Origin of the sequence: Pseudarthrobacter sp. S9 (genome assembly GCF_050156545.1) — a bacterium.
Lineage (GTDB): Bacteria > Actinomycetota > Actinomycetes > Actinomycetales > Micrococcaceae > Arthrobacter.
This window is the reverse complement of sequence record NZ_CP189576.1, coordinates 3,539,851-3,564,522: the sequence shown is the minus strand read 5'-3', so window position 1 is coordinate 3,564,522 and position 24,672 is coordinate 3,539,851. Positions and strand designations below refer to the sequence as shown.

Below are 24,672 nucleotides of genomic sequence, written 5' to 3'. Positions count from 1 at the left end.
GGACGTGCTGTTCTCAGTCCTCCGCGAGCAGGTGGATCGACCCCTCTTCGCCGTGGCCCACCTTCCGGTAGACCTCCGGCCGCGCCCCGCGCAGATACAGGCCCCAGACCACGCCGGCGAGCCCGGGCAGCACAATGAGCGCCGGCAGGATGAGGGTCGCGGCCGTGGATTCGCTCTGGCCCAGCAGCACGTTGAAGTTCAGCAGGATCAGGACGAAGACGGCTCCCAGCAGGACCAGGCCGAGGATCGGCGCGATGAGCCGGGCCCACAGGCTCACCTCGCGCCGCTTCCGGCGGAAGAAGCCGATAACGGAGAGCGAGACGATCGCCATGAGCAGCACGAGGCCCATCGCGCCGTCGTTCGTGAGCCAGGTGAACATCGTCAGCACGGGGTACAGCTCTCCCAGCTCGGAGCCGGAGCCCGCCACGGCGAAGGCCATGGTCACGACGACGGCGATCGCGGTCTGCGCGAGCGATCCGGCGAAGGGGGCCCCGCTGTGTCGGCGAACGGCCGCCAGGAACGGCGGGATGACCCGCTCCCGGCCGAGCGAGAAGAAGTACCGGGCCACGGCGTTGTGGAAGCTCACGAGGGCCGCGAAGAGGCTCGTGACGAAGAGCAGCTGGGCAATGTCACTCAGCACGACGCCCCCATGGGCGCCCAGGAAGTTGAAGATCAGTGCAGGTCCCTCCGTCGTGGAGGTCTCGACGACGGCGCCCGGCCCCGTGCCGACCGTCATGGCCCAGGAGGACAACGCATAGAACACCGAGATGATGCCGACGGCAACATAGGTGGCCCGGGCGACGGTGTGCTTGGGGTCCTTGGATTCCTCGCCGTAGATGGCCGCCGATTCGAAGCCCATGAAGGCCGCAATGCCGAAGGACAGGACGGCGCCGATGCCCGGCACGAAGAGGCTTGCGGGGCTGAGCGCCTCGACGCTGAAACCCTGCGGGGCGACGGCGAAGGACAGCACGTCGTAGACGATGACCACGAGGAACTCCAGCCCGACCAGCAGGCCCAGGACCTTGGCCGAGAGATCCACGCGATTGACGCCGAGGAAGGCCACGATCGCGATGCACACGAGCACCGGGATCCACCAGGGAACGCTGACGCCAAGGCGCGCGCTCAGCAGGGAGGAGACCGTGAAGCCGAAGAGACCATAGATGCCTACCTGCATGAGGTTGTAGGCCATAAGCGCCACGAGGGACGCACCGATGCCCACGGGCCGGGAGATGCCCTGCGCAATGTAGGCGTAGAAGGCGCCCGCGTTCGTGACATAGCGGCTCATGGCCGCGTAGCCGACGGCGAATAGCGCCAGGACCAGCCCAAGCAGCAGGAAGGACAGCGGGACCCCCGTGACGCCCGTGACTGCGAACGTCGTCGTCACCCCGCCGGCGAGCACGGTCAGCGGCGCCGAGGCGGCGATGATCATGAAGCTCACCGCAGGCACACCCAGGCGGCGTTTGTTGTGCGGTGTCGTGACGGCCGGGCCTTTGCTGGGGGCGTCAACACTCATGGTGGTCTCCTGTCGTGGGTCCGGGCCGCCATTTCCCAAGCACGGCCGTACTGCCATCCTGCCCCCGATGGGCCGGTTGTGACTTGTCTCACAGGGAACGATGGTTGTCGAAGCACGCACGCCGCCGGGCTCGAGTCCGGGCGACCCCGGGCCCTCCAATGTAGAATTGTTGGCAAGCTCACATTTGGCCGGCCGCTGGCCGGCGCGGTGGGCGGGCTGCAAAGAAGGAGTTTGATGACCACCCTGGCGGATGCCGGCTCCACCTCGGTCCAGACCTCAGTGGCGGATGATTTTCAGGACTGGAGCCGGGTCATCTCGGAATCCTTCGTCCCGCTCAAGGCCTACACGGATCGCCCCGGGGGCTTCCATGGCCGGCTGCGCTCCCGCGTCCTGGGACAGATCTCCGTCGTCGAGGTCACGGCGGCCCGGCACACTGTGGCCCGCACGCCCGCGCTGATCGCCAAGACTGACCGAAAATTTTTCAAGCTCAGCATCCAGCTCGAGGGCACGGGACGGCTCGTCCAGGACAACCGCGAGGCCGTGCTGCACCCCGGGGACCTGGCCATCTACGACACCAACCGCCCCTACACGCTCTCTTTCGACGGTGATTTCCGGACCCTGGTCCTGATGTTCCCGCACAGCCTGATCGACCTGCCGGTCGAGGCGGTCGGCTGGCTTACGGCCGTCCGGATGCCCGGCGACGAGGGCCTCGGCAGCCTCATCAGCCCCTTCATGGTCCGGCTGGCGGACAACCTGGAAGCACTCTCCGGCAGTAACGGGCTGCGGCTGGCGCACAACGCGGTGGATCTGGTCACGACCCTGTTCAACGGCGAGCTGGACATGAAGATCGACGCCGGCCGGAGCCCGCACGAGCTGCTGCTCGCCAGAATCCACGACTACATTGAGTCTCAGCTGGGTGATCCGGGGCTGAGCCCCTCCTCGATCGCGGCTGCCCATTTCATCTCGACCCGGCACATGAACGATCTCTTCCAGGAAATCGGCACCACCGTGGCGGCCTCCATCCGCCAGCGCCGGCTCGAGCGCTGCCGTCGTGACCTGCGCGACCCCGTCCTGGCGGATCGCCCCGTCACGGCAATCGCCGCGCGCTGGGGCTTCACCGACGCGGCGCATTTCAGCCGGGTGTTCCGGGCGGCGTATGGCCAGTCCCCCACGGGCTACCGCAACAACCCCTAGCCACTGGGCCCGGCGGACGGCAAGCATTCCCGGGATGTCAAGGCCTCTTCGCTGCCAGACAAGACGGGACCCCCCGACGTGTGAATACTCAGTGCAGGAGCGGTGCCAATGGCGGTACCCGCGGCTGTTTGGAAGGCGGGACAAGCCAGGGCAACGAAGCTGTTCATCGATGGCGAATGGGTCGAGTCGACGGGTGGTTACATCCCCACGATCAACCCCGCAACGGAGGAAGTCCTGGACGAGGTGGCCTTCGCGAGCGGCGCCGATGTGGACGACGCCGTCAACTCCGCCCGCGCCGCCTTCAACAACCCGGCCTGGCGTGACCTGCTCCCGGTCCAGCGCGCGGCCCTGATTTGATGCGTGATCTGCGTTACTCTTATCGCATAAGTATGTCGCTTGACTTAGTCATTTGACTAGGTCCTTTGGAAGAAACTTTTGCGGCCCCGTTTCGACGGTCCTCGAGGGCAGTTCCAAGGGCCTGTCACGGCAGGCATAGGATGAACACCGATACATTGGGGAGGACGCCATGGTCAGAGTTTCCGTCGACGATCGGCGGCTGCAGTTTGTCCGGGCGGCCGCCAGGGTCATCGCGAGCGACGGGGTGGCCGCGGCCACGACCCGCCGGATTGCGAGCGAGGCGCAGGCGCCGCTTGCGGCCCTGCATTACTGCTTCCGCAACAAGGACGAGCTGCTGCAAGAGGTCTACCACTTCCTCAGCCGGGACTATGCCCAGGCCCTCCCCCCGATCGCCAATGACGGCCGCGGGCTGGCCCGCATGATTGAGGCGCACGCGCTCCGTGTGTGGGCGCGGATGCGGGCAAACCCGCACGAACAGGTCACAAGCTTTGAGCTGCTGCTGCGGCGCATCCGGGTGGATCCGGCCGACGAGGCCCAGGCGCTGCAGCTTAACCGGGCCATGTATGAGGGCTGGATCAGCTCGACCATCGACCTCTTCAGCTCCGCCGCGGAAGCCGCCGGTGAGCCGCAGCCGACGAACCTGGAACAGATCACCCGCCTGTTCATTTCCGGGGTGGACGGAATCAGCATGCAGCACCTGGCCGACCCGGACGATGAAAGGTCGAGCCAGCTGGTCGAGCTGCTGGCGCGTTCGCTTGCGCGGAGCCTGGAGTACTGAACGTGCGCCGAGGTCGCCGCGGCGCCGAAACCGACCAGGCCCTGGGGGACGCTTCGACGCCACTGCGCCCGGGTTACGGAAGAAGAGAATGAGGACAGGGAAATGAGCTGTTGCCAGCCTGAACGGCCCGGCCGGGACAAGCCCGCTGCATTTGGCCTGCCCGCGGCACACAATCGCGACTCCGTTGGACCATGGGATGAAGTCCGTGTGCCGGGCGGAAGGATGATCATGGGGGACGCGTTCGGCGAGGGGTACCCGGCGGATGGGGAGGGCTTTCTGCACCCCGTGGTGCTCGATGGCTTGATCATTGATGCCACGGCCGTCACCAACGAACAGTTCAACCTGTTCATCGCCGCGACCGGATACCGGACCGAAGCCGAGCTCTTCGGCTCCTCCGCCGTGTTTCACCAGGCCCTGGCAGCGGAGCCCTCCGATGTTCTCGGCCGGTCACCGTCGGCGCCGTGGTGGCTGGAGGTCCGGGGCGCCGACTGGTCCCATCCGGGCGGGCGTGGCTCAGACCTCGACGGCATCCGGGATCACCCCGTCGTTCACATTTCCTACAACGATGCCCTCGCCTACTGCGCGTGGTCCGGCAGGCGTCTGCCCACGGAAGCTGAGTATGAATATGCGGCCCGCGGAGGCCACGCCGGCCGGCGATATCCCTGGGGCAATGACCTGACACCGGACGGAAAGCACATGGCCAACATCTGGCAGGGCACGTTCCCTGAGAGGAACACCCTTGACGACGGCTTTCTCACAACCTGTCCCGCGCGGACCTTTCCACCCAACGACTTCGGCCTGTTTGAAATGAGCGGCAACGTCTGGGAATGGTGCTCGGACTGGTTCTCGCCGACCTATTACCGGCACTCCGACGCGACCAACCCTCGGGGCCCGGAAGAAGGAGCCGCCCGGGTCACCCGCGGCGGCTCCTACCTCTGCCACGACTCCCACTGCAGCCGATACCGGGTTTCCGCCAGAACATCAAACGCCCCCGATTCATCAGCCGGAAACTGCGGCTTCCGCACTGTCGCCGGACGGGAACGGCCCGCAGAACCGCCCAGCCACGCCGGAAGGAAACAACGATGAAGGAACCCGCATGGCGCAGGACCGGGCGGATGCCTGACTATCGCTTTTCCCTAGCCAACGAGCGAACTTTCCTCGCCTGGATCCGTACGGCGATGGCCGTCCTCGCCGGAGCGATTGGCGTCGATCAACTGACCCCGCAAATAGCCCCGGCCCCTGTCCGGATCACACTGTGTCTGATCCTGGCCCTGATCGGCGCGCTGCTGGCCGTGGAGGCATACAGGCGCTGGTCGCTGCAGGAACAGGCCATGCGCCACGACCGGGAACTGCCCCACGCCTGGCTGCTTTCGGTCGTTGCAGCCGTCGCGGCCGCCGTCGCGGCCACTTTCGCGGTCCTGATCGTGTTGGGCCGATGACACTTCCGGAGCCGGACCCTAACTCATCGCGGGACCCCGGGCTGCAGGCCGAACGCACGGTGCTTGCCTGGCGCCGCACCTATCTTGCCCTGATCGTTGCCGACTTCTTCATCTGGCGTTCCTGGCTGGCAGCCCTCCAGCAGCCGGAAGGCACCTTTGCCCCACGGACCACCGGTCTTGGCCTGTCCGCGGCGACCGCTGCACTGACCACCCTAATTCTGAGCATCTGCATCATCTACCGCACCCGGCTCCTGCGTTCAGCGAACACGGCGCCCCCCGCGGGTCTGATGAGAATACTCACAGCCGCGGTCCTGGCTCTGGCGGCCGCCGTTGCAGCATCCATCGTGCTCACCCTGGTCTAAGCACCGCGGCCATGCTCGTTCATGCTCCGCAGCAACTCGGGCCACTCGGATGCAGCTGAAAAGGGACCTGCTGGCGATGCGCTATCACTTAAGGTCGCTCTGAGGGCCTCCAAGCCACCAAAAGTGATAGCGCATCCGGGTGTTAGGCTGCGGCCGTCGTCGTCTTCTTCCGTCGCAGAAGCACGACGGCGGCTGCCGCACCGAGGAGGAACAGCACCGCCGCGGCGCACACGGGCACGCGGAATGCGACGGAGTAGCCGTGGTTCTGCGCCAGCTGCCCCGCGATGGAGGACCCGAGCGCCGTGCCGGCGACGATGCCGCTGGCCAATGCCGTCATGACGGTGCCGAGCTTGCCGGCCGGGGCGACTAGGCCGCCGATGGCGAAGACCGTGACCATGAGCGGTCCCACGGGCAGGCCCAGGACCAGGAGGACCAGAATCATGGGCAGGACCGTCGAGGGCAGCAGCAGGAGGAGGGCGAGGCCTGCCATCAGCGCCGCGCAGGCCAGCCAGCGGGCATTCACCGAGAACCGCGGGGGCCAATATGCGACCGAGAGGGCGGCCGCGGCGGAACTGAGTCCCATCACCGCGTACAGCAGGCCCGCCACCTCGGACCTGGCGAAACTGGCGGAGAAGGAACTCAGGGACGCCTGCGTGGAGCCGAAGAAGGCGCCCATGCCGACCATCGCCAGCACGGGAACAGCCACGGCGGCCAGGGTCCTGACGCGCTGGCCCGCAGTCCTGCCTTTCCGGTCCTTTTCCTGCGCTGAGCCCGCCGCGGCCCTCGCCGGGCTGCGGACCACCACGTGATGCGTGGGGTGCACGGCGAAGGCGGGCACGAAGGTAACGGTCAGTACGGCCGCGAGGGCCAGCGGCAGCCACGGCGCGATCAGGCTGGCAAGGATGCCCACCAGGGCCGGACCCAGCACGAATGTCACTTCGTCGGCGGTGCCTTCATAGGACAGGGCCGTATCCAGATCCGCGGTGTTGGCGCCGCGCCCGCCCCGGGAGGTCAGCGCCATCCAGCGGACCCGGGCGAGCGGGCCGACCTGCGGGCAGCTGGCGCCGGCGACGAAAGCGGTGATCAGGACGGGGACGGCGGTGACCGTGTCCTGCCCGCCGGGGACCAGGTAGGCGGCAAGAATCAGGGCGACGACGGCCACTGAGTTGAAGATTGCGGCAAACAACAAGACCGGGCGCTGGCCCAGCCGGTCCGCCAGGAAGCCAAGGACCGGTGCCCCCAGCGCGGAGCCGATGCCGACCGCACCGGCAGAGATGCCGCCGGCGGCGTATGAGCCTGTGACGGCGGTGACCAGGGTGAGGGCGCCCACGGTGAGCATAGCCACGGGAAGGCGCGCGAAGAGCCCCAGCGGGATGAAGCTGCGGCCGGCGAGGAGCGGGAGCCTGGCGAAGCGGCCGCCTGTGCGCTGCGCCGCGACAGGTTCCGGGAAAACGGACGCCTCGGAAACGGGCGTCTGCGACGACGGTGAAGGGTTCATGATTCCGGGTTCGTTCAATGGTGCGCATCGTCCCTCCTCCCGATGCGCGCGACCCGGTAACAGTCCAATGATAGCCGAAGGGGCCGCCGCGGCGGCGGTTTCGCTGCCGCGGCTGCACCGGCCCTGTGCGGGCCAGACCTGCGCGGGTCAGACCTGCGCGTCGTCGGAAATGTGCACGGTGGAGCCGTTGCGCCCCTTGACCACTTGGAGCTGGGTGCTGATGCGTTGTTTCATTTCTGCCACATGGCTCACGAGCCCGACCACCCGGCCGCCGTCCCGGAGCCCTTCGAGGGCGTCCATGACCTGTTCCAGGGCCTGTTCGTCGAGGCTGCCGAAACCCTCATCAACGAAGAGCGTCTCGATGTCCACGCCGCCGGATTCCTGCTGGACCACGTCCGCCAGGCCGAGGGCCAGGGCGAGCGAGGCCATGAAGGACTCGCCGCCGGACAGCGTTGCGGTGTCCCGGCGCTGGCCGGTCCACTGGTCCACCACCTCCAGGCCCAGCCCGGACTTCGCGCCGCGGGCGGCCTTGGCATCGGTGTGCTGCAGGGTGTAGCGGCCGTCGCTCATGCCGATCAGCCGCTCCGAAGCAGCGAAGGCCACCTGTTCAAGCCGGGCGGCGAGCACATAACTGTTCAGGCTCATGCGGTAGTTGTTGTCCCCTGCGCCGCGCGCCGCGTCGGCCACGGCGGCCAGGAGGGCTGCCCGTTCCCGTGGCTCCCTCCCGGCGGCGGCGAGTTCTGCATAGTCACCGGCGATGCGCCCCAGGGTGCGCACGGATTTTTCCGCCAGCCCGGAGGCGAGCACGGCGTCGCGGGCCGCGCGTTCCGACGCTGCGGCCGTGGCCTGGAGCTGGTCCACGACGTCATTGCCGGCAGGGCCCTCGGACTCCCGTTCGCGGGCTGCCAGGGCGAGTTCTTCACCGGCGAACAGTTCCTGGATTTTTGCGGCTTCGTCCTGTCCGGCCCGGATGGCGGCTTCAAGCCCGGCCGCGTCCAGCGGGGGCAGCAGCACTGCCCGCGCGGCATCGGCGGATTCGAAGCCGGCTGCGGGAAGTGCAAGGTCCAGCTGTTGGCGCGAGGCCGCGGTGCGGGCCCCGGCCTGTTCCAGTCTCAATTGTGCGGTGTCTGCCCGTTCCAGGACCGCCGCCGTCCCGGTGAGACCGGCGATGCGGTCCGCGAGGCCGGGGTGGCCGGCGCGCAGCTTTTCGAGGGCTTGGTCGAGGATAGCCGCCTGTTCCTGGACCTCGGTGATCGTCGATTCCGTCTGCGCGATGCCGGAGGCGGCGGCCGCGCATGCCTGTTCGGCGGCGTCGATCTCCTCTTCCAGCTCGGTTTGCCGGACCCGGCTCGCGGCAAGGTCCGTTGCCGCGCGGCCGGCCTCGGCCGCACGTTCCCTGGCCAGGGCCGCGTCGAAGCGGGCTTCCCCGGGTGCTGTGGTGCCGCCCTGTGCCGCCAGCACGGCGACTTCCTGCTGGGCGTCGGCGAGTTCGCGGTCGAGCACGGCCAGGGCCGTTTCTGCTGCCTCGCTGGCGTCCTGCGCGCTCTTCTCAGCCTCGGCAACGGCCAGCGCGGAAGCGGCGGCCGGGGCGGGCGCCGGATGCTCCGGGCTGCCGCACACCGGGCAGGGAACACCGGACAGCAGTTGGACGGCGAGCTCTGCGGCGGCGTTGGCCAGCCGTTCTTCGCGGAGGTCGAGCCAGCGCTGGCGCCGGTCCTGGTGCTCGTCCCGGGCAATTCTGTGCCGTTCCGCGACGCCGCTGCATGCGGCCTCGGCCGCTACATAGCGCCCGACCATGGCCACGAGCTCCTCCGCGGCGGCGGCCTCCTTGGCGCGCAGCTGGACCTCCGCCGCGAGTTCTTCGAGGGGCCGGAGGCCAGCGAGCAGCAGAGCCGATTCGGCGCGCAGGGCGTCCAGGGCTGCTGCACCGGAGCGGCTTGCCGCTTCCAGTTGCGCCAGGGTGGTGCGCAGCTGCTTCGTCCGGGCCGTCATCCCGGCGAGCCTGGCCTCGTCCGGCAGCCGTTCCGCGAGGACAGCCCGCAGGGACCGCACCCGCCCGAGGGCACTTCGGACGGCTTCGCTCTTGACGGGGGCGGCGTCGTCGGTGCCGTCCGGGTCTGAGCGTTCCAGGTCGGTGCCGTCCGGGTCTGCGAGTTTGAGGCCGGTGAGCTCGGGGTCCGTGAGGGCCGCGGTCCGCAGCTCCCGGGCGGCGCCGGCCAGGGCCGATGCCGCCAGCTCCTCGGACGCTTCGGCGCTTTCCACGGCCCGCAGTTGGCCGCTGAGCACTTCCGCTGTGCGGTGCAGGCCCAGCTTGTCGATCTTTGCGCCCAGGACGGGCGCGGCGGCCTCGGCGTCTGTCCGGCGTCGTTCCGCGGCGGCGAGTTTGGCCTGGCGGGCTGCCCGGGCCGTGGCGGCGTCGAGCCGAGCCGCGTGTTCCGCCTTCAGCCGCTCGGCCTCTGTGGCGGCGCCGCGGCGCTCGTCCGCGGCGGACGCGGCGGCGCCCTCCAGCCAGGCCAGCAGGGCATCGGGGGCGTCCCGGTCCGGGGCCTCGGCCGCATCGAGTTCGAGGGCCTCGGTTTCGGCCTCGGCCTGGGCCAGCAGCAGCTCGAGCCGGGTGTTGAGGCTTGCCACCTCGGTCTTGGCGATCTGCGCCTTCCGGGCCAATTCCTGTTCCACGGCTTCGAAGCGCTGGGTGCCGAACAGGCTTTGCAGCAGTTCGAGGCGGTCGGAGGCCTTGGACCGGAGGAAGGCCGCGAAGTCGCCCTGCGGCAGCATGACCACCCGGGTGAACTGGTCCCGGTTCATGCCCAGGACATCGGCGATCTCCGCGCCGGCCTCATCATTCCGGCCGGACTTCTCCACCCAGGCGCCGCCAATACGTTCGCGCAGCAGCGTGTTGGCCTGCTGGACGGTGAAGCCGTTCTTGCCCCTGGAACTCGGTTTGTCCCAGGCGGGAGTCCGGGAGACTTCAAAATGCCGGCCGCGTGCAGAGAACTCGCAGGTGACGCGCGGCTCGGCGGCGGCCTCGGCGTGGTCGCTGCGCAGCCGCTTGCCGTCCTGCCGTGCCCCGGGCACCGAGCCGTACAGGGCGAAACAGATGGCGTCCAGGACGCTGGTTTTGCCGGCACCGGTGGGACCGTTCAGCAGGAACAGACCATGGGCGCTGAGGCGGTCGAAATCAATCCGCTCGGTCGCGGCGAACGGGCCGAAAGCGGAAATCTCGAGACGGTGAATCCTCACAGGGAAACCCCTTCCAGGCGTACGGCTTCGAGGGCTTCGGCGAGGACGGCCGATTCGGCGTCGGTGGCGCTCCGGCCCCGGACGTGCTCCAGGAATCCGCAGCAGACTGAGAGGTCGTCGTCGGCCTCGGCGAGCCTGCTGCTGTAGCTGGCCTTCGCCGTGGCGCCGGCGCCTTCGGGGTCGAATCCGAGCACCAGGGTGTCGAGAAAGCGTGCACGCAGCCTGTCCATCGCCTGCGCGGGGCGCTGGGCGTCCGTCAGCGTGATCTGGCAGAACGCGCCCTCGGCCCAGGCGAAGTCCTCGGACTCCAGCAGATCCTCCAGCCTCCCGCGCAGCACGGCGAGAGTTCGCGGCGCGTCCCACAGCACCTCGCGGACTTCGCCGATGCCGGTCGCGTCTACGTCCACCAGCCAGCTGCCTTTCTTGTGCTTCGCCTCGGAGAAAGAGTAGGCAAGCGGCGAACCGGAGTAGCGCACGCTGGCAGACAGCTCCTGGCGGCCATGCAGATGGCCCAGCGCGGTGTAGCCGAAGCCGTCGAAGAGATCCAGCGGCACGGCGCCGACGCCGCCTATACTCAGGTCCCGTTCGCTGTCCGAGCTGATCCCGCCGCTGGCGAAAGTGTGCGCCAGGACCACGGAATGGACGGTCCGGGTTTCGGCCCGTCTGCGCAGATCGGCCCGGATCCGTTCCGTTGCGGCGCGGGTGACCTCGAAATGGCTGGCGGTCTCGACGCCCAGCTGCCCGGCGACCAGCCGGGGCTCCAGCCAGGGAATGCCGTAGACGGCCAGCACGGGGCCGGCGCCGCTGTCGTTGTTGTTGTTGTTGCCGTCGTTGCCGTCGTTGCCGTCGAGCGGGAACAGCACGGGCTGGTCCAGCTCCGCCAGACGCGTGCGCAAGTGCACTCCCCCGCGTTCCAGCAGCCGGGACGCGAACCCGAGCCGGATGGCCGAATCGTGGTTGCCGCTGGTCAGGACCACCTGGGCGCCGGCGCCGGTGAGGCGCACCAGGGCGTCGTCGAGCAGACCGACGACGTCGACTCCGGGCAGGGCGCGGTCGTAGACGTCACCGGCGATGAGGACGACGTCGACCGCCTCGTCCCGTACGAAGGCAACGAGCTGGTCTACGAAGGCGCGCTGGGCGTCGAGCATCCCGACGCCGTGGAACGACCGGCCCAGATGCCAGTCCGAAGTGTGCAATAACCGCATGCTCCTACGGTATCGGCTGCCACTGACACTATTGCGCCACCGGCAGTGTCACCGGCAGTGTCACCGAATGTGCCGCCGCCTCGGAACAGCAACGCGGGGTGGTGCTACTCCCCGCGCTTGCCGTCGAAGAAGGTGCGGGCCTCGTCGTCGTCCGGGCGGGCGGGGACGGCCGGGGCCGGCGCAGCGGAACCGTCATCGACGTCGGGCTCGTGCTCGTCGTCCCGCTCCGGCACCGTGCGCGGCACAGCGTTCGGGACGGTAGCCGCTGTCGTCTGGGCGAATCCGCGGAACACCAGTCCGGCGACGGCCGCGCCCACCAGCGGAGCCACCCAGAACAGCCACAGCTGGCCCAGCGAGTCGGCGCTGCTGAAGACGGCCGACGCCGTGGCGCGGGCCGGGTTGAACGGCACGTTGCCGATCGCCTGGCCGAGCTGCAGCAGCACGGCCATGGTCAGGCCCACGGCGAACGGCGCCGCCGCCCTGGACGGGTTGCGGCCCGCGGTGGTGCCCAGGTAGACCGCCACCAGCAGGGCGGCCCCGAGGACCTCCACCAGCAGGACCCCGGCCATGGGGACCTGGATGATGGAGTGCTCGCCGAAACCGGCGGCGACGGTGTCAAAGGCGGCCCGGGTGTCGTTGATCTTCGGGACGGTGCGGAGGACGCCGAAGAGCGTGACGGCGCCGAGCAGCGCGCCCGCCAGCTGGGCGCCGAGGTAGGCAGCGGCGTCCACCAGCCGGATGCGGCCGGCAATGGCGTTGCCCAAGGTGACCGCCGGATTGAAGTGGCCGCCGGAGAGGTAACCGAAGGCCAGCATCGCCGCCGTCAGCGCCAGGCCCCCTGCCAGGGATGCGGACAGCGGGTTCGACTGCGGAATGGTGAACAGGGGCACGCCCAGGCCTGCGACCACGACAAAGAGTGTCCCGAGGGCCTCGGCGGACAGCCGGGCCGCGAGCCCGGGCCGGAGCGAATCGTCGCGGACGGCAGGCGGGTGGGCGCCGCCCGCCTCGGTGGCTGACACAGGCATGGTCATGTTCAGGAGTTCCTTTGCTTGGGGGCTGCGGCCGCTTCGCTGAGGGCCGGCAGCCGGCTCATGGTCCGGACTGACGGCGTGCCGCCGCCCGGAAATACGGTCCGCGAGCAGTCTGCCAGCGGAGTCTGGACGTTGGCTGGGTTTGGGCTTAGCCTCAATACCGTTCAGTTAAGGGTTTCTGCGGTATTCTCGGGGTATGCCTCGTTCTGGATGGAAAAAGCCCGTGTCCGGCCGCCGGTTGTCTGATCTGGTGTCGGTGGGCCTGTTGACGCGGGTGTTTCCTGCCGATGTGGTGGACGAGGTGGTCGCGGCGGCCGGGCGCACGGAGCGGCGGCACCGGGCGTTGCCGGCGCGGGTGACGGCGTATTTCTCGATCGGGATGGCGTTATACGCCGAGGGGTCGTACGAGGACGTGTTCGCGCAGCTCACGGACGGGCTGTCGTGGTCCTCGGGATGGGCGGAGTCGTTCGTGCCGCCGTCGAAGTCGGCGATCTTCCAGGCACGCTCACGTCTCGGGGCGGAACCGGTGCGGGGGCTGTTCTTCCGGGTGGCGCGTCCCTTGGCCGGGCCGGGCACGCCGGGGTCCTGGCTGGCAGGGCGGCGGCTGGTCGCGATCGACGGGACCTGCCTGGACGTGCCCGACACGCCGGCGAACGCGGAGCACTTCAGCCGTCCGGCCTCGAGCCGGGGCGAGCAGTCCGCTTTCCCCCAGGCCCGGCTGGTGGCACTGGCCGAGTGCGGCACCCACGCGGTCATCGATGCCGAAACCGGGCCCTGCGCTGTCTCCGAGATCGAGCTGGCCCGGGAACTCGCGGGGCGGCTGAAACCGGGCATGCTGGTCCTGGCCGACCGCGGCTTCTACGGCTTCCGGCTCTGGGGCCAGGCCGCCGGCACGGGCGCGGACCTGCTCTGGCGCGTGAAGACGAACCTGCGCCCCCGGTATCTGGAAACCCTGCCCGACGGGTCCTGGCTGGCCACGATCAGACCGACCTCCGGCACGGACCGGGCGAAGACCGAGCCGCTGACCGTGCGCGTGATCGACTACACGATCGAGGACGGGCGGGAAAACCCCGAGGAATACCGGCTGCTGACCACGATCCTGGACCCGGCCGAAGCGGGCGCGGCAGATCTCGCGGCCGCCTACGCCCAGCGCTGGGAGATCGAGAGCGTTTTCGACGAGCTCAAGACCCACCAGCGCGGACCGCGGGCCGTGCTGCGCTCCAAATCCCCGGACCTGGTCAACCAGGAAATCTGGGGGCACCTGTGCTGCCACTACGCCGTCCGCACGCTCATGGCAGACACCGCCGCCCGCGGCGGGCACGACCCCGACCGCATCTCCTTCACCGCCGCCCTGCGCATCGCCCGCCGCTCCACAGCGCAGGGCGCCTTTTCCCCCTCGGCACCCTGACACCGCCGCCGCGGCCTGGCAGCATGCCGTCCGCCAACTCCTCCGGCGCCTGAACCCGGCCCGCCGGAAACGCTCCAACCCCCGCGTCGTCAAACGCAAAATCCTCAAATGGGCAGCCAAACGCGCCCGTCACAGCGAATGGCCGCAACCGGAGCACAGCCCACACATCCGGATCCAGACTCTTAACTGAACGGTATTGGGCTTAGCCTGAATCCACCGGTCGGCTGTCGCTGATGGCCGGATTCTGATTCAGTCTTGTTTTCGGGCCGGGGGCAGGGTGGATGGCAGGACCTCGCTGTCCGGTGGTGTTCCACTGTTTCTTTCGGTTGCGCCGTATCGGCTGGATTGACAGGGTTCAGGCCGGTTTGGGCGGCGGGAAGATCGTGTCGAAGAGCTTTTCCCAACCGTCCTGCCACGGCCAGTTTTCGGGCAGATGCAGTCTGATACGCCGGGCCGAAGATGCGGTCCGGGCGGCGACGTTGATGATTTTGGTCCGGATCGTCACGGTGGTGGCTTTGGCGAAATGCCCTCCGGCGAGGGTGCCCGCGGCGCGGGTGAGGTTGAACGCCATGGCCGCGGCGGCGAGCCAGGCGGCGTTGGCGTTGAACTTTCCTGAGGGTAGGTGGGCCAGCGGACCGGCGCGCAGATCGGAATGGACCTGCTCGATCACCGCGTGGGCGCGGTGGGTCTTATCCGCCTTGACGGTGTCCAGGACGTCTGCGGCGACGGTGGTGAAGAACGCGTGAAACCGGTGGGTGTCGAACAGGGTTTCCTGACCCGTGACGGCCTTGGGGTTCAGTTCCGGAACCCTGCGGACCACCAGCCTGCCGGTAACGCGGTCTTCCTTTTTCTTGGAAATGAACGCGGTGAACCCGATTTCGGCGACCTCGGCATCGGAGATCCAGGTGTTGGATTCCTCGTCGAAGATCGCATTGGTGTATTTGATCTTCTCCCACGCGGAGTCCGGGATCTTCGCGATGGCTTTCTTCACGTGCGGGTCCATCCGGGCCGTGATCGAGACTTTCGCGCCGGCCCGTGCCGCGGCGGTGACGACCGCGTGGTTGTAGAACGCGCTGTCCGCGCGCAGCAGCACCATGCCGTCCGCGTCCGACGGGCGCAGCCGATTCACGTTGGCGAGGGTGTCGGCCACGAATTTGCCGGCCCCGCGCGCCGAACTGGTGGCGCCTTTGCGCAGCCGCGCCCCGGTGATGACCGGTGCGGCCTCGTTGGTGGTGACGGTCCCGATCAGCGCGTTCAGGCCCTTGACGCCGTTGTACCCGTAACCGGTGCCCTGTTTCTGATAGCCGTAGGTCGCCTTGACCGTGTCGTCGATATCGACCAGTGCCAGAGCGTCGATCCCGGCCGTGACCGGGGCGGCCCTGGCCAATGCGGGCAGCCAGCGGGAGGCGACCGCGTCGAGCTGGCGGACATGGCCGAAAGTGAACGTCCGCAGAAACGATCCCAGCGTCGAAGGCGCGTAGGTGCCCTTGAACAGTTTCCCCATCCCACCGTGGCGCAGCAGTCCCATGTCATCGATGGAATCGGCGCCGGCAACCATCCCGGCGACCAGGGCCGTGATCTTCAACCCCGCGTTGGCACCGAAATAGTCCGGCAGTTTCAGATGCTCATCGACCAGTTCCCCGAGCCCGGTTTTCCCGGCCAGACCCATGACCGGGACCAGCCCCGCGGCCGACACGAGATTCGGATCATCAAAAGCGCTGGAAATAGCCGACTGGGTATGGAAAAGTTGCATCTACGGAATGCTCCTCTGCAAGGCGAAAACGGAACTCTAGACAAGTCCTATTTTCCCTGATCAGAAGGGCATTTCCGGTTTAAAACGCCGGACCGGCCCAAACCCAACCGGTGGATTCAGGCTTAGCGGCAATACGGTTCAGTTAACGGTTTGCTGCGGTATGCCTCGTTCTCGATGGAAGAAGCCCGTGTCCGGCCGCCGGTTGTCCGATCTGGTGTCCGTGGGCCTGCTGACGCGGGTGTTTCCTGCCGATGTGGTGGACGAGGCGGTCGGGGCGGCCGGGCGCACGGAGCGGCGGCACCGGGCGTTGGACGTGTTCGCGCTCACGGACGGGCTGTCGTGGTCCTCGGGGTGGGCGGAGTCGTTCGCGCTGCCGTCGAGTCGGCGAACTTCCAGGCAGAGTTTCCGGGCCTGAACGGAGATTCTCGATTCGGTGGTATGTCATCGCTGGTTATTGCATTTGGTTGGAAAAGTCAGTCAAACGTGAGTGACCGTGGCCTGCTGTCAATCTGTCCTGCCTATTTGGGCCGGGGACAAGTTCTTGACCGTCGTCGGCTGCTGCGACGATGTCGGAAAGCACGTGGGCAAAAGGCGAATCGCTAGCCTAACGGCGTCGGCGAGCCAGCCAGACCACGAGCGCCAGCACAGCGACGACACCGAGCGCCACAGGACCGAAACGGCGCACCAGTATCGGCCACATGGTCGAGCCAAGGTCCAATTCGGCCGCCGGCACGGACTGGGGTTTGAACGGAGACTCTCCCGCCGAAGGCCGGGTTACCGGTGACGCGGCCGCGGCCCGCGGGCCCGCGGAGGCGGGCCCGCGGAGGCGGGCCCGGCCGTTTCCACGGTGTCCTGTGCTGTCGCCGAAGGTCCCGTGGTCGTCCCGGCTGCCGGTTCCGCGGTCTGCCCGGCCTCCCCGCCGCCCACTTTCCCGACCACGCACTGGATAAATTGGGCCAGCAATTTGTCCGAGATGTCCTGGATGACACCCCGGCCGAACTGGGCCGGTTTGCCGGTGACGTTCATGTCGGTGGTCACGTCCACGGCGGTGCCGTCGCCGTCCCGCGTCAGCACCGCTGTCACCGTGGCACCTGCCTCGGCGTACAACACCATCCCGATCGAGAAATACGCCGTCACCCGCACCGGCAACGCCCGGTGCCGCCGCTCCGTGCGCCCGGAGCCTCGCCGGCGGTGCCTCTGAGGAACATCGAAGTTCCCTGCCGCGGGCCAGCACGCAGAGACACAGGACAACGGTGGCGACGTCCGCTCGGCTTGCGGCCCGGAGCGGCCCTGCGGTCACTGCGCCATCAGGATCAGGACCGCAAATGTGAACGCCGCGGCCGCGACGCCGTTGGTCATCACGAGTATCACGCCGGAAAACGGCAGCTCCCGGTTGTCCCGCATGGCCGCTTCCATCTGCCCCCCAGCGCCGGTAGGACAGGGCGGCCAGGCCTGCGCCCAGGACCGCCAGGATGACGAACAACACAATCCGGACCGGACCGGGGGCGATCTCCGGGGCCAGCTGGTCAATCGCCAAAGCCCCGGCGATCAGGGCCAGCGATGTCTTGATCCAGGCCAGGAACGTCCGTTCCTGGCCTGGAAGAACCTGTAGACGGGGGTGCTTCCGGTCTTCCGCCACGCCGGTTCGCGCATTCGTTTCCTCTGCTCGGCTGGCGGCCTCTGGTCGCACGGGGCGCCGACAGCACCCTACCGGGACACAGGGTCGGCCTCCGCCTGCCCGGTCCCGCGCGCCCGGTCTGCCGGGGTAAATTTGACCTCATGAGCACCGAGCCCGGCACCACCCCTGCGCCAGCCCCCTCCCCGTCGGCCGCCCCGTCCCACGAGTCCCGCATCCACGGCTGCCTGCTCGGCGGCGCGCTGGGCGATTCGCTGGGGTACGCCGTCGAGTTCGACGATATTTCCGCGATCCGCGCCCGGTTCGGTCCCGCGGGACTGCAGGATTTTTCAGCGCTCGACGCCGGCAGCCACTTCTCCGATGACACCCAGATGACGCTCTACACCGTGGACGGCCTCTTGGAAGCCCTGGAATGGGCGAATTCGGGGGTGGGAGCGGACACGAACGCCTGCCTGTGGCTGGCGTACCTGCGCTGGCTGGGCACCCAGGGGGTCGCGGTCCCGCCGTCGGCCCCGGTCCAGCCGCCCCGCTGGATCGATGCCCAGGAGGTCCTCAAGAACCGCCGCGCTCCGGGAAACGCCTGCCTGAGCGGCCTCGCCACCGGCGAGATGGGCACGGTGTACCGGCCGGTCAACCCGGATTCGAAAGGCTGCGGCACGGTGATGCGTTCGGCGCCGTTCGGCCTGATCCCGCACATCCCGCCGGAATCCGTCTACAAACTGAGTTCCGATGCCGCCTCATTGACCCACGGGCATCCCTCGGCGCGGCAGAGCGCGGGAGTCTTCAGCCTGGTCATCCATGCCCTGACCACCGGCCATGGCCTGCGCGAAGCCGCCGAATACGCGCTGGGGCATCTGCGTGCGGGGAAGCTTCGCAAAGGCGAGGACCCCGATCCGGCACTCGTCGAACGCCTGGATGCGGCATTGCGCCTCACCGGCCCGGCCGATGCAGTGCGGGCCGGAACGGCACAGCCCGCCCGGCCGGGCGCCGGGGCGCTCCTCAGCCCGGAGGACCTGGTCCGGGAGCTCGGCGAGGGGTGGGTGGCCGAGGAGGCCCTCGCCGTCGCGCTCTATGCTGTGCTCGCCACCGTCCCGGACGCAACCGTCCCGGAGACGACGGCGGCAGCCGCCGGGGATCCGCAGGCCCACTTCCGGGCGGCGATCGCCGTAGCGGTAAACCACAGCGGGGACAGCGACTCCACGGCGTCGATTGCGGGGAACATCCTGGGGGCGTTCTACGGCGAGGAATGCCTGCCGGCCAGGTGGCTCGAGGCGCTCGAAGCCCCCGAGGTCATCCGGGGCATGGCTTCGCAACTGGCGGCCGTTACCGGCGCCTGAGCGAACCTACCGGCGCCTGATCGAACCTACCCGCGCCTGAGCGAGATGTTGTTACAGGCCTCGCAGACGTCTTCCGGGATGAGCCCGCGGCGCTGCAGGAACCCGAAGATGGTGCAGCCGAGGCAGAAGCCGGCGAACGCCTCGAGCGAGGCGGCGATAATCAGCACCGCAAGCAGGATCCAGGCGGCCGGTGCGACGCCGGCGGCGAGCAGGACCGCGGCCGCCGTGGACATGGCGGCGCCGATGCCCTGCGCAAAGCGCTTGGGCGGCCCCGGCACGAGCCGGTTACGACCCAGCCAGGGCGTCAGGACCTTGACGGAGAGCTGTGCGAGGGGCGAGATCCGCGGGCCGAACAGCACGCGCAACCAGAACCCCGCCGCGATGACGGCCAGTCCCCAGCCGAAGCCGGTCAGCAGGGTCGCTGCCGACAGCACCACCACCAGTGCGGCTGTGATGCGTGCGGAGTACTCGTTCACCGGGTTCGGGAACGCGAAGACCTTCCGCCACGCGATTCCGCCCTGCGAGGGCGGTGCGGGTGTCTGTGCATCCACCAGTTTGCTCATCCGACAAGGCTAGGAGCAGGCGCGCCACCGTGGAATGTTTGTTGCGTCGTGTGACCCCTGGCCCCGTTTCAGGCGGAGGCAGCGGCGGGGGCCACATGGCCTCCGAGCATCTGCAGGAATTCGCCTTCGGACAGGACTTCAATCCGCCGCCCGCGCTCGTGCAGCTCCAGGACCCGCCGGGCCTTGCCGGTCAGCCGGCCGGAGCGCAGCTCCGCCGCCACGAAGCCGTCGCCCACCACCAGGACGGTGGTCCGGGCCGTGACCCGGCTTTCGGGCCTGGCACCGAGCTCGGCGGAACGGATCTTCGCTTCAGGCCGGGGAATCACCAGCTCGCCCGTGAACACCACGGTCTGGCCATAAAGGGGGTGGTCCGGCCTGGCGGCGGCGTTGGGTGCCGGGTTGGCGCCCTCTTCCGGCCAGCCGGCCTGGAACTTGCGGACCGGGGCAGCAACGCCCGTTCCCCCGGCGAGCGCAGCGACGGCCGATTGCGTGGCCTTGGACAGCGGGTCGCGACGCGGGTCGAAGGCTGGCTGGTGGGACACCGCCAGGCCCAGGGACAGATAGAGTTCCGCGATGCTGCCCGCGCCGTTGCGGGCGGCAATATCAATCAGGATGCCGGCGCAGGCGCGCGCGTCCTCGGCGGCGTCATGGTGGTTGACCAGCGGGACGCCGGCTTCCTCCGCCGCGTACGGCAGCGAGTTGGATACAAGCGAGTAGCAGCGGCGGGACAGCATCACCGTGCAGACGTAGTCATAGGCAGGGCCGGCCAGGCCTGATACCTCCAGGCCCGAGCGGATCACGCCGAGGTCGAAGGCGGCATTGTGGGCGGCCAGCACGTCCCCGCCGATGAAGGCCCCGATCTCCGGGAACAGTTCGCCGAAGCGGGGCAGGCCCGCCACCTGGTCCGGCCGGATGCCATGGATCCGGACGTTGTGGTGGTCAAAAGTGTCGTGGTTTTCCGGCGGCCGCATCAGCCAGGAGGCTTCCTCGACCACGACGCCGCCGCGGACCTTGCTCAGGCCAACAGCGCACGGTGAACCGCGGAAGCCGTTCGCGGTCTCAAAGTCAATCGCCGTAAAGTCCAAACCCACGCCCCAACTTTACCGCCGGATTGCGGGACCGCCCGCACCACCGGCCGCCTGTCGCTACCGCAGACCTGCCGACGGCGGCCGTCAAGTACCCTTAACAGGTGATCCTTACAGCGATGAGCGAGTTTGCCGTGTCCGCACTCGGAGGCGCCGGCCCGGTGCAGCCGCTCCTGTCCTCCCTCCTGCCCGACTGGCTGAACCCCCAGGTCTTCCTGGCCGATCCGGCTCTCGCACCGTGGGTTGTGCTCCTGGTCTGCGGCATCATCTTCGCGGAAACCGGCCTGCTGATCGGCTTCTTCCTGCCCGGCGATTCCATGCTGTTCACGGCCGGCCTCCTCGTCGCCACGAACACCATCAAGTTCAACATCTGGGCCTTCGCGGCGCTGATCATAGTCTCCGCGATCCTCGGCAACCAGGCCGGCTACCTGATCGGGTCCAAAGCAGGCCACGCCCTGTTCAACAAACCGGATTCCAAGCTGTTCAAACGGGACAACGTGGAAAAGGCCCACGCGTTCTTTGAAAAGCACGGCGGCAAGGCCCTGATCCTGGCCCGCTTCGTCCCGATCATCCGCACCTTCGTTCCCGTCATCGTCGGCGTCGCCGAGATGAGCAAGCGCAAGTTCTTCCTCTACAACGTCATCGGCGCAGTCCTCTGGGGCGGCGGCGTCACGCTGCTGGGCTACCTGCTGGGCGACAAGGTGCCGTGGGTCCGCGACAACCTGGACATCATCTTCATCGCCATCGTCCTGGTCTCCGTCATCCCGATCGCCATCGAGGTCCTCCGCGGTTTCATCGCCCGGCGCCAGTCCGCGCGGTTAGTCACGGACCCGGTGGACGAGTTCATCGAAGAGCACGAGCCCCAGCAAGAGCGCAAGAAGCCCTAGCGAAGGCGCCTACTTCCCCGCCAGCGCCTCCACGATCGCCGGTAGCAACGCCCGGAAGGCCTGGCCGCGGTGGCTGATGGCGTTCTTCTCGTCGGAGCTCAGCTCGGCACAGCTGCGGTCCAGGCCGCTCGGCTGGAGCACCGGATCGTAGCCGAATCCGCCCTCGCCGCGCGGCTCGCGCAGTAGCGTCCCTTCCAGCTGCCCGTACTCCACGACCTCCCGGCCCCCCTGCGGGGAAGTACCAGGCACGGCCAGCGCCGCGGCGCAGACGAACGCGGCACCCCGGTACTCGTCCGGCACATCGGCCAACTGGGCCAGCAGCAGCCGCAGGTTCGCGGCGTCGTCGCCGTGCCGCCCGGCCCAGCGCGCCGAAAAGATCCCCGGCGCGCCTCCCAGCACATCCACGGAGAGCCCGGAGTCATCGGCGATCGCCACCAGCCCGGTAGCGTCCGCGACCGCCCGCGCCTTCAGCAGCGAGTTCTCCGCGAAGGTCACGCCGGTCTCGGCGACGTCCGGTGCGCCGACGGCGCCGGCATCGACCACCTGGGTGTCGACGTCGAGCCCGGGCACCTGCCCCCGCAGGAGTTCGCGGAGTTCCCGGAGTTTGCCCTTGTTGTGCGTGGCGAGGACCAGCACCGGTGCAGGCAGTTCCGTCACGGGGCTTCCGCGAGGGTTTCGCGCTGGATCGCGGCGAGCTGCTCCGTGCCCAGCAGGGCAAGGTCCAACAGCTTGTTCAGCTCGTCGCGGTCGAAGGGGGCGCCCTCGGCGGTGCCCTGGACCTCGACGAACTTGCCCGATCCGGTCACCACGACGTTCATGTCCGTCTCGGCGCGGACGTCCTCGACGTACGGCAGGTCCAGCATCGGGACGCCGTCGATGATGCCCACGGACACGGCGGCGATGGTGTCGATCAGGGGCTGGGCGTTGCGGGCTATCATCTTCTTCTCGCGGGCGAAGCGGATGGCGTCGGCCAGCGCCACGTAGGCACCGGTGATGGCCGCGGTGCGGGTGCCGCCGTCGGCCTGCAGGACATCGCAGTCCAGCACGATCGTGATCTCGCCCAGGGCCTTGGTATCGATGATGGAGCGCAGCGAGCGGCCGATCAGCCGGGAGATCTCGTGGGTGCGGCCGCCGATCTTGCCCTTCACGGACTCGCGGTCGGAACGGGTGTTGGTGGCGCGGGGCAGCATGGCGTATTCGGCCGTGACCCAGCCGCGGCCCTCGCCCTTGAGCCAGCGCGGCACGCCCTCGGTCAGGGACGCCGTGCACAGGACCCGGGTGTTGCCGAACTCGATCAGGGCCGATCCTTCGGCCTGCTTGGACCAGCCGCGGGTGATGCTGATCGGACGGAGCTGATCGGGAGTGCGGCCGTCGGCGCGGATGACGGGGACAGTAAGGGCTTCGGAAGTCATGCCTTTAGCTTATCGACATACGGCACGCCCCCAGACGGGTCCCTCAGACGGTGTAGTGCACGCCCGCCACTGCCACCGCGACGTCCCGGCCGAAAACCTGCTTGGCCTCGGCCATGACCGTTGTGGGGGATGTCCACACCGGGATATGCGTCAGCAGCAGCCGCCGCGCGCCGGCCGCCACGGCGGCCTCCCCTGCCCGTTTGCCGGTCAGGTGGACGTCCTTGATGCCGTCGTCGCGTCCTTCCTCGAAGGCCGCCTCGCAAAGGAACAGGTCAGCATCACGGGCAGCGTCCTCGAGGCCGCTGCAGGAGTCCGTATCCCCCGAATAGCTCAGAACGCGGGTCACGGGCGTGCCCTCCTTCGCCGGTTCGGTGACCTCCACACGGAGCGCGTACGACTCCTCCACCGGATGGTTCACCGCGTACGGCGTCACCGTGAACGGGCCCATGGTCACGGGCTTGCGCTCGGCCCAGTTGCTGAAGTCGAATTCCTCATGCATGCCCGGGTCCAGGTCCAGGCCATAGGCCGTGGCCATCCGGTCGGCCGTTGCGGCGGGTCCCCAGACGGGGATCCGGCCGCGGCCCCAGCCGCCCGGCTTCCAGCGCACCGCGACATGGAGTCCGCACAGGTCCATGCAATGGTCCGGGTGCAGGTGGGTCAGGAAGATCGCGTCGATGTCTTCCAGGTCCGTGTACCGCTGGATGGCGCCGAGGGCGCCGCTGCCGAGGTCCAGCACGATCTTCCAGTTCCGCTCGCCGTCGCTGGCGGTCAGCAGGTAGCACGACGCCGGCGAGCCCGGTCCCGGAAAGGATCCGGTACAGCCAACAATGGTCAGCTTCACAGGCCGGGACCCCCAACGAAGTTGGAGATCCGCGGACGGCCCGCGCCGGCCTGGGCGGCGGCGATCATCTCGGGCGTGATCCGGGCCAGGCTGCCGGTGGGGTACTGCGCCGCCACGTGGTCCACGTGGCGCACGCTGAGGACTTCGGGGCCGAGGAAGCGGCGTGCGAGGGCCTCGAACTGGCCGGCGTCCCCGGTGGCAATGAAATTGTGCTCGGGCAGGGCGGCGTCCATCCGCTCCAGCCCGCGGGAGGCCAGGGCGCGGTAGACATCCTTGGCCGTTTCCTCGGCGCTGGAGACCAAGGTGACGTCCTCCCCCAAGACGAAAGAGATCACTCCGGTGAGCAGCGGGTAGTGGGTGCAGCCCAGCACCACGGTATCCACGCCGGCGGCCTTGAGCGGTGCCAGGTATTCGCGGGCGACGGCCAGCAGTTCGGGGCCGGTGGTGATCCCTGCCTCCACATAGGAGACGAATGCCGGGCAGGCCACGGAGGTGATCTCCAGGTCCGGGGCCGCCGCGAAGGTGTCCTCGTAGGCGCGGGAACCGACCGTGGCGGAGGTCCCGATGACGCCGACACGGCCGGTGCGGGTGGCTGCGACGGCGCGCCGGACGGCCGGCTGGATCACTTCGATCACGGGGATCCCGTAGCGCGCCGTGTACCGTTCGCGGGCGTCGCGCAGCACGGCGGCGGAGGCGGAGTTGCAGGCGATGGTCAGCAGCTTCACGCCGGAATCCACCAGTTCATCCATGACGCCCAGTGCGTTGGCGCGGACTTCGGCTATGGGCAGCGGGCCGTAGGGGCCGTGCGCGGTGTCGCCGACGTAGAGGATTGATTCGTTGGGCAGCTGGTCGATGATGGACCGCGCCACCGTGAGTCCGCCGACGCCTGAATCGAAGACACCGATGGGCCGCGATCCCATCTGGAGTCCCAATGGGCCGGTTGCGGTGCTGCTCTCTGGGGAGTCCGCAGCAGCTTCCGCTGCCGGATCCATGCTCGATGCTGAAGTCATGATTATTCGAGGATAGGGCTTAGCCCCGGGTGCGGCCATCACATTGTGGCGTGCGACTCGTGTCTAATTTGTCACACCGGCACCGCGGGCGCGGGCGTTCAGCGGATGGTAAGTCAGCGTCCA

22 protein-coding genes and 2 pseudogenes are annotated in these 24,672 nt (G+C 68.5%); 10 read left to right on the top strand and 14 right to left on the bottom strand.

The annotated features are described in order from the left end of the window. Positions 1-13 precede the first annotated feature (13 nt). The gene (locus tag ACQCSY_RS17150; RefSeq protein ID WP_427130647.1) at positions 14-1,513 is read right to left on the bottom strand and encodes an APC family permease; all 1,500 of its coding nucleotides are present in this window, start codon (positions 1,511-1,513) and stop codon (positions 14-16) included. A 234-nt stretch (positions 1,514-1,747) separates the two neighbouring features. Between ACQCSY_RS17150 and ACQCSY_RS17145 the strand changes: the two genes are divergently transcribed. From ACQCSY_RS17145 to ACQCSY_RS17120, 6 genes are all read left to right on the top strand, one after another. Next, positions 1,748-2,707, top strand: a complete 960-nt coding sequence (locus ACQCSY_RS17145) for a helix-turn-helix domain-containing protein (protein WP_427130645.1) — start codon at positions 1,748-1,750, stop codon at positions 2,705-2,707. A gap of 108 nt (positions 2,708-2,815) precedes the next feature. Next, positions 2,816-3,064, top strand: coding sequence for an aldehyde dehydrogenase family protein (locus tag ACQCSY_RS17140; protein WP_427130643.1), 249 nt, complete (start codon positions 2,816-2,818; stop codon positions 3,062-3,064). A gap of 169 nt (positions 3,065-3,233) precedes the next feature. Beyond that, positions 3,234-3,842 (top strand): TetR/AcrR family transcriptional regulator, encoded by a 609-nt coding sequence (locus ACQCSY_RS17135; protein WP_427130641.1) that lies wholly within the window; start codon positions 3,234-3,236, stop codon positions 3,840-3,842. A gap of 102 nt (positions 3,843-3,944) precedes the next feature. After that, positions 3,945-4,928: a formylglycine-generating enzyme family protein gene (locus ACQCSY_RS17130; RefSeq protein ID WP_427130639.1), complete on the top strand. Its 984-nt coding sequence runs from the start codon at positions 3,945-3,947 to the stop codon at positions 4,926-4,928. A 29-nt stretch (positions 4,929-4,957) separates the two neighbouring features. Further along, positions 4,958-5,281 (top strand): YidH family protein, encoded by a 324-nt coding sequence (locus tag ACQCSY_RS17125; protein WP_427130637.1) that lies wholly within the window; start codon positions 4,958-4,960, stop codon positions 5,279-5,281. After that, positions 5,278-5,643, top strand: coding sequence for a DUF202 domain-containing protein (locus tag ACQCSY_RS17120; protein ID WP_427130635.1), 366 nt, complete (start codon positions 5,278-5,280; stop codon positions 5,641-5,643). The genes ACQCSY_RS17125 and ACQCSY_RS17120 overlap by 4 nt, the downstream gene beginning before the upstream one ends. Before the next feature lie 142 nt (positions 5,644-5,785). Here the strand turns inward: ACQCSY_RS17120 and ACQCSY_RS17115 are convergent, their stop codons facing one another. From ACQCSY_RS17115 to ACQCSY_RS17100, 4 genes are all read right to left on the bottom strand, one after another. Next, positions 5,786-7,141, bottom strand: coding sequence for an MFS transporter (locus tag ACQCSY_RS17115; protein WP_427130633.1), 1,356 nt, complete (start codon positions 7,139-7,141; stop codon positions 5,786-5,788). Positions 7,142-7,288: 147 nt separating this feature from the next. After that, on the bottom strand, positions 7,289-10,381 hold the full coding sequence (locus tag ACQCSY_RS17110; RefSeq protein WP_427130632.1) for an AAA family ATPase: 3,093 nt from the start codon (positions 10,379-10,381) through the stop codon (positions 7,289-7,291). Further along, on the bottom strand, positions 10,378-11,586 hold the full coding sequence (locus ACQCSY_RS17105; protein WP_427130630.1) for an exonuclease SbcCD subunit D: 1,209 nt from the start codon (positions 11,584-11,586) through the stop codon (positions 10,378-10,380). Before ACQCSY_RS17105 ends, ACQCSY_RS17110 begins: the two co-directional genes overlap by 4 nt. A gap of 104 nt (positions 11,587-11,690) precedes the next feature. Beyond that, complete coding sequence (locus ACQCSY_RS17100; protein WP_427130628.1) at positions 11,691-12,617, bottom strand: MIP/aquaporin family protein; 927 nt, start codon at positions 12,615-12,617, stop codon at positions 11,691-11,693. A gap of 196 nt (positions 12,618-12,813) precedes the next feature. Between ACQCSY_RS17100 and ACQCSY_RS17095 the strand changes: the two genes are divergently transcribed. Then, a complete protein-coding gene (locus ACQCSY_RS17095) occupies positions 12,814-14,025 on the top strand; it encodes an IS4 family transposase (protein ID WP_427130626.1) in 1,212 nt (403 codons plus the stop codon). 355 nt (positions 14,026-14,380) lie between these two features. Here ACQCSY_RS17095 and ACQCSY_RS17090 read toward each other — a convergent pair whose 3' ends face one another. Then, positions 14,381-15,778: an IS1380 family transposase gene (locus tag ACQCSY_RS17090; RefSeq protein WP_427130625.1), complete on the bottom strand. Its 1,398-nt coding sequence runs from the start codon at positions 15,776-15,778 to the stop codon at positions 14,381-14,383. A gap of 160 nt (positions 15,779-15,938) precedes the next feature. Here ACQCSY_RS17090 and ACQCSY_RS17085 point away from each other — a divergent pair. After that, positions 15,939-16,154, top strand: a pseudogene (locus ACQCSY_RS17085) (transposase domain-containing protein); the annotation flags it as partial. Positions 16,155-16,552: 398 nt separating this feature from the next. Here the strand turns inward: ACQCSY_RS17085 and ACQCSY_RS17080 are convergent. Then, a complete protein-coding gene (locus tag ACQCSY_RS17080; protein ID WP_427136032.1) occupies positions 16,553-16,915 on the bottom strand; it encodes a hypothetical protein in 363 nt (120 codons plus the stop codon). Between the two features lie 346 nt (positions 16,916-17,261). Further along, positions 17,262-17,417: pseudogene (locus ACQCSY_RS17075) on the bottom strand (DUF202 domain-containing protein); the annotation flags it as partial. A 140-nt stretch (positions 17,418-17,557) separates the two neighbouring features. Here ACQCSY_RS17075 and ACQCSY_RS17070 point away from each other — a divergent pair. Then, positions 17,558-18,751, top strand: a complete 1,194-nt coding sequence (locus tag ACQCSY_RS17070) for an ADP-ribosylglycohydrolase family protein (protein WP_427130624.1) — start codon at positions 17,558-17,560, stop codon at positions 18,749-18,751. 26 nt (positions 18,752-18,777) lie between these two features. Here the strand turns inward: ACQCSY_RS17070 and ACQCSY_RS17065 are convergent, their stop codons facing one another. Both ACQCSY_RS17065 and ACQCSY_RS17060 read right to left on the bottom strand, forming a co-directional pair. Continuing rightward, on the bottom strand, positions 18,778-19,314 hold the full coding sequence (locus ACQCSY_RS17065; RefSeq protein ID WP_427130622.1) for a DUF4395 domain-containing protein: 537 nt from the start codon (positions 19,312-19,314) through the stop codon (positions 18,778-18,780). A 68-nt stretch (positions 19,315-19,382) separates the two neighbouring features. Continuing rightward, on the bottom strand, positions 19,383-20,405 hold the full coding sequence (locus tag ACQCSY_RS17060; protein ID WP_427130621.1) for an exonuclease domain-containing protein: 1,023 nt from the start codon (positions 20,403-20,405) through the stop codon (positions 19,383-19,385). A gap of 113 nt (positions 20,406-20,518) precedes the next feature. On the opposite strand from ACQCSY_RS17060, the gene ACQCSY_RS17055 reads away from it, so the two are divergent. Continuing rightward, positions 20,519-21,286: a VTT domain-containing protein gene (locus ACQCSY_RS17055; protein ID WP_427130619.1), complete on the top strand. Its 768-nt coding sequence runs from the start codon at positions 20,519-20,521 to the stop codon at positions 21,284-21,286. Positions 21,287-21,295: 9 nt separating this feature from the next. Here ACQCSY_RS17055 and rdgB read toward each other — a convergent pair whose 3' ends face one another. Genes rdgB through murI form a run of 4 tightly spaced genes read right to left on the bottom strand, consistent with a single transcriptional unit; the run spans position 21,296 to position 24,531 of the window. Beyond that, positions 21,296-21,943, bottom strand: coding sequence for an RdgB/HAM1 family non-canonical purine NTP pyrophosphatase (gene rdgB, locus ACQCSY_RS17050; protein WP_427130617.1), 648 nt, complete (start codon positions 21,941-21,943; stop codon positions 21,296-21,298). Then, positions 21,940-22,698 (bottom strand): ribonuclease PH, encoded by a 759-nt coding sequence (rph, locus tag ACQCSY_RS17045; RefSeq protein WP_427130615.1) that lies wholly within the window; start codon positions 22,696-22,698, stop codon positions 21,940-21,942. The genes rdgB and rph overlap by 4 nt, the downstream gene beginning before the upstream one ends. 43 nt (positions 22,699-22,741) lie before the next feature. Then, positions 22,742-23,539 carry an MBL fold metallo-hydrolase gene (locus ACQCSY_RS17040; protein WP_427130613.1) on the bottom strand — a complete coding sequence of 266 codons (798 nt, stop codon included), beginning with the start codon at positions 23,537-23,539 and terminating at the stop codon, positions 22,742-22,744. Beyond that, positions 23,536-24,531 carry a glutamate racemase gene (gene murI / locus ACQCSY_RS17035; protein WP_427135899.1) on the bottom strand — a complete coding sequence of 332 codons (996 nt, stop codon included), beginning with the start codon at positions 24,529-24,531 and terminating at the stop codon, positions 23,536-23,538. The genes ACQCSY_RS17040 and murI overlap by 4 nt, the downstream gene beginning before the upstream one ends. Positions 24,532-24,672 lie beyond the last annotated feature (141 nt).

What these genes read in the sequence shown, in the direction of transcription:
- ACQCSY_RS17150 (WP_427130647.1), bottom strand. Translation starts at nt 1,513, where the DNA reads ATGAGTGTTGACGCCCCCAGCAAAGGCCCGGCCGTCACGACACCGCAC.
- ACQCSY_RS17145 (WP_427130645.1), top strand. Translation starts at nt 1,748, where the DNA reads ATGACCACCCTGGCGGATGCCGGCTCCACCTCGGTCCAGACCTCAGTG.
- ACQCSY_RS17140 (WP_427130643.1), top strand. Translation starts at nt 2,816, where the DNA reads ATGGCGGTACCCGCGGCTGTTTGGAAGGCGGGACAAGCCAGGGCAACG.
- ACQCSY_RS17135 (WP_427130641.1), top strand. Translation starts at nt 3,234, where the DNA reads ATGGTCAGAGTTTCCGTCGACGATCGGCGGCTGCAGTTTGTCCGGGCG.
- ACQCSY_RS17130 (WP_427130639.1), top strand. Translation starts at nt 3,945, where the DNA reads ATGAGCTGTTGCCAGCCTGAACGGCCCGGCCGGGACAAGCCCGCTGCA.
- ACQCSY_RS17125 (WP_427130637.1), top strand. Translation starts at nt 4,958, where the DNA reads ATGCCTGACTATCGCTTTTCCCTAGCCAACGAGCGAACTTTCCTCGCC.
- ACQCSY_RS17120 (WP_427130635.1), top strand. Translation starts at nt 5,278, where the DNA reads ATGACACTTCCGGAGCCGGACCCTAACTCATCGCGGGACCCCGGGCTG.
- ACQCSY_RS17115 (WP_427130633.1), bottom strand. Translation starts at nt 7,141, where the DNA reads ATGAACCCTTCACCGTCGTCGCAGACGCCCGTTTCCGAGGCGTCCGTT.
- ACQCSY_RS17105 (WP_427130630.1), bottom strand. Translation starts at nt 11,586, where the DNA reads ATGCGGTTATTGCACACTTCGGACTGGCATCTGGGCCGGTCGTTCCAC.
- ACQCSY_RS17100 (WP_427130628.1), bottom strand. Translation starts at nt 12,617, where the DNA reads ATGACCATGCCTGTGTCAGCCACCGAGGCGGGCGGCGCCCACCCGCCT.
- ACQCSY_RS17095 (WP_427130626.1), top strand. Translation starts at nt 12,814, where the DNA reads ATGCCTCGTTCTGGATGGAAAAAGCCCGTGTCCGGCCGCCGGTTGTCT.
- ACQCSY_RS17090 (WP_427130625.1), bottom strand. Translation starts at nt 15,778, where the DNA reads ATGCAACTTTTCCATACCCAGTCGGCTATTTCCAGCGCTTTTGATGAT.
- ACQCSY_RS17070 (WP_427130624.1), top strand. Translation starts at nt 17,558, where the DNA reads ATGAGCACCGAGCCCGGCACCACCCCTGCGCCAGCCCCCTCCCCGTCG.
- ACQCSY_RS17065 (WP_427130622.1), bottom strand. Translation starts at nt 19,314, where the DNA reads ATGAGCAAACTGGTGGATGCACAGACACCCGCACCGCCCTCGCAGGGC.
- ACQCSY_RS17055 (WP_427130619.1), top strand. Translation starts at nt 20,519, where the DNA reads ATGAGCGAGTTTGCCGTGTCCGCACTCGGAGGCGCCGGCCCGGTGCAG.
- rph (WP_427130615.1), bottom strand. Translation starts at nt 22,698, where the DNA reads ATGACTTCCGAAGCCCTTACTGTCCCCGTCATCCGCGCCGACGGCCGC.
- murI (WP_427135899.1), bottom strand. Translation starts at nt 24,531, where the DNA reads ATGGATCCGGCAGCGGAAGCTGCTGCGGACTCCCCAGAGAGCAGCACC.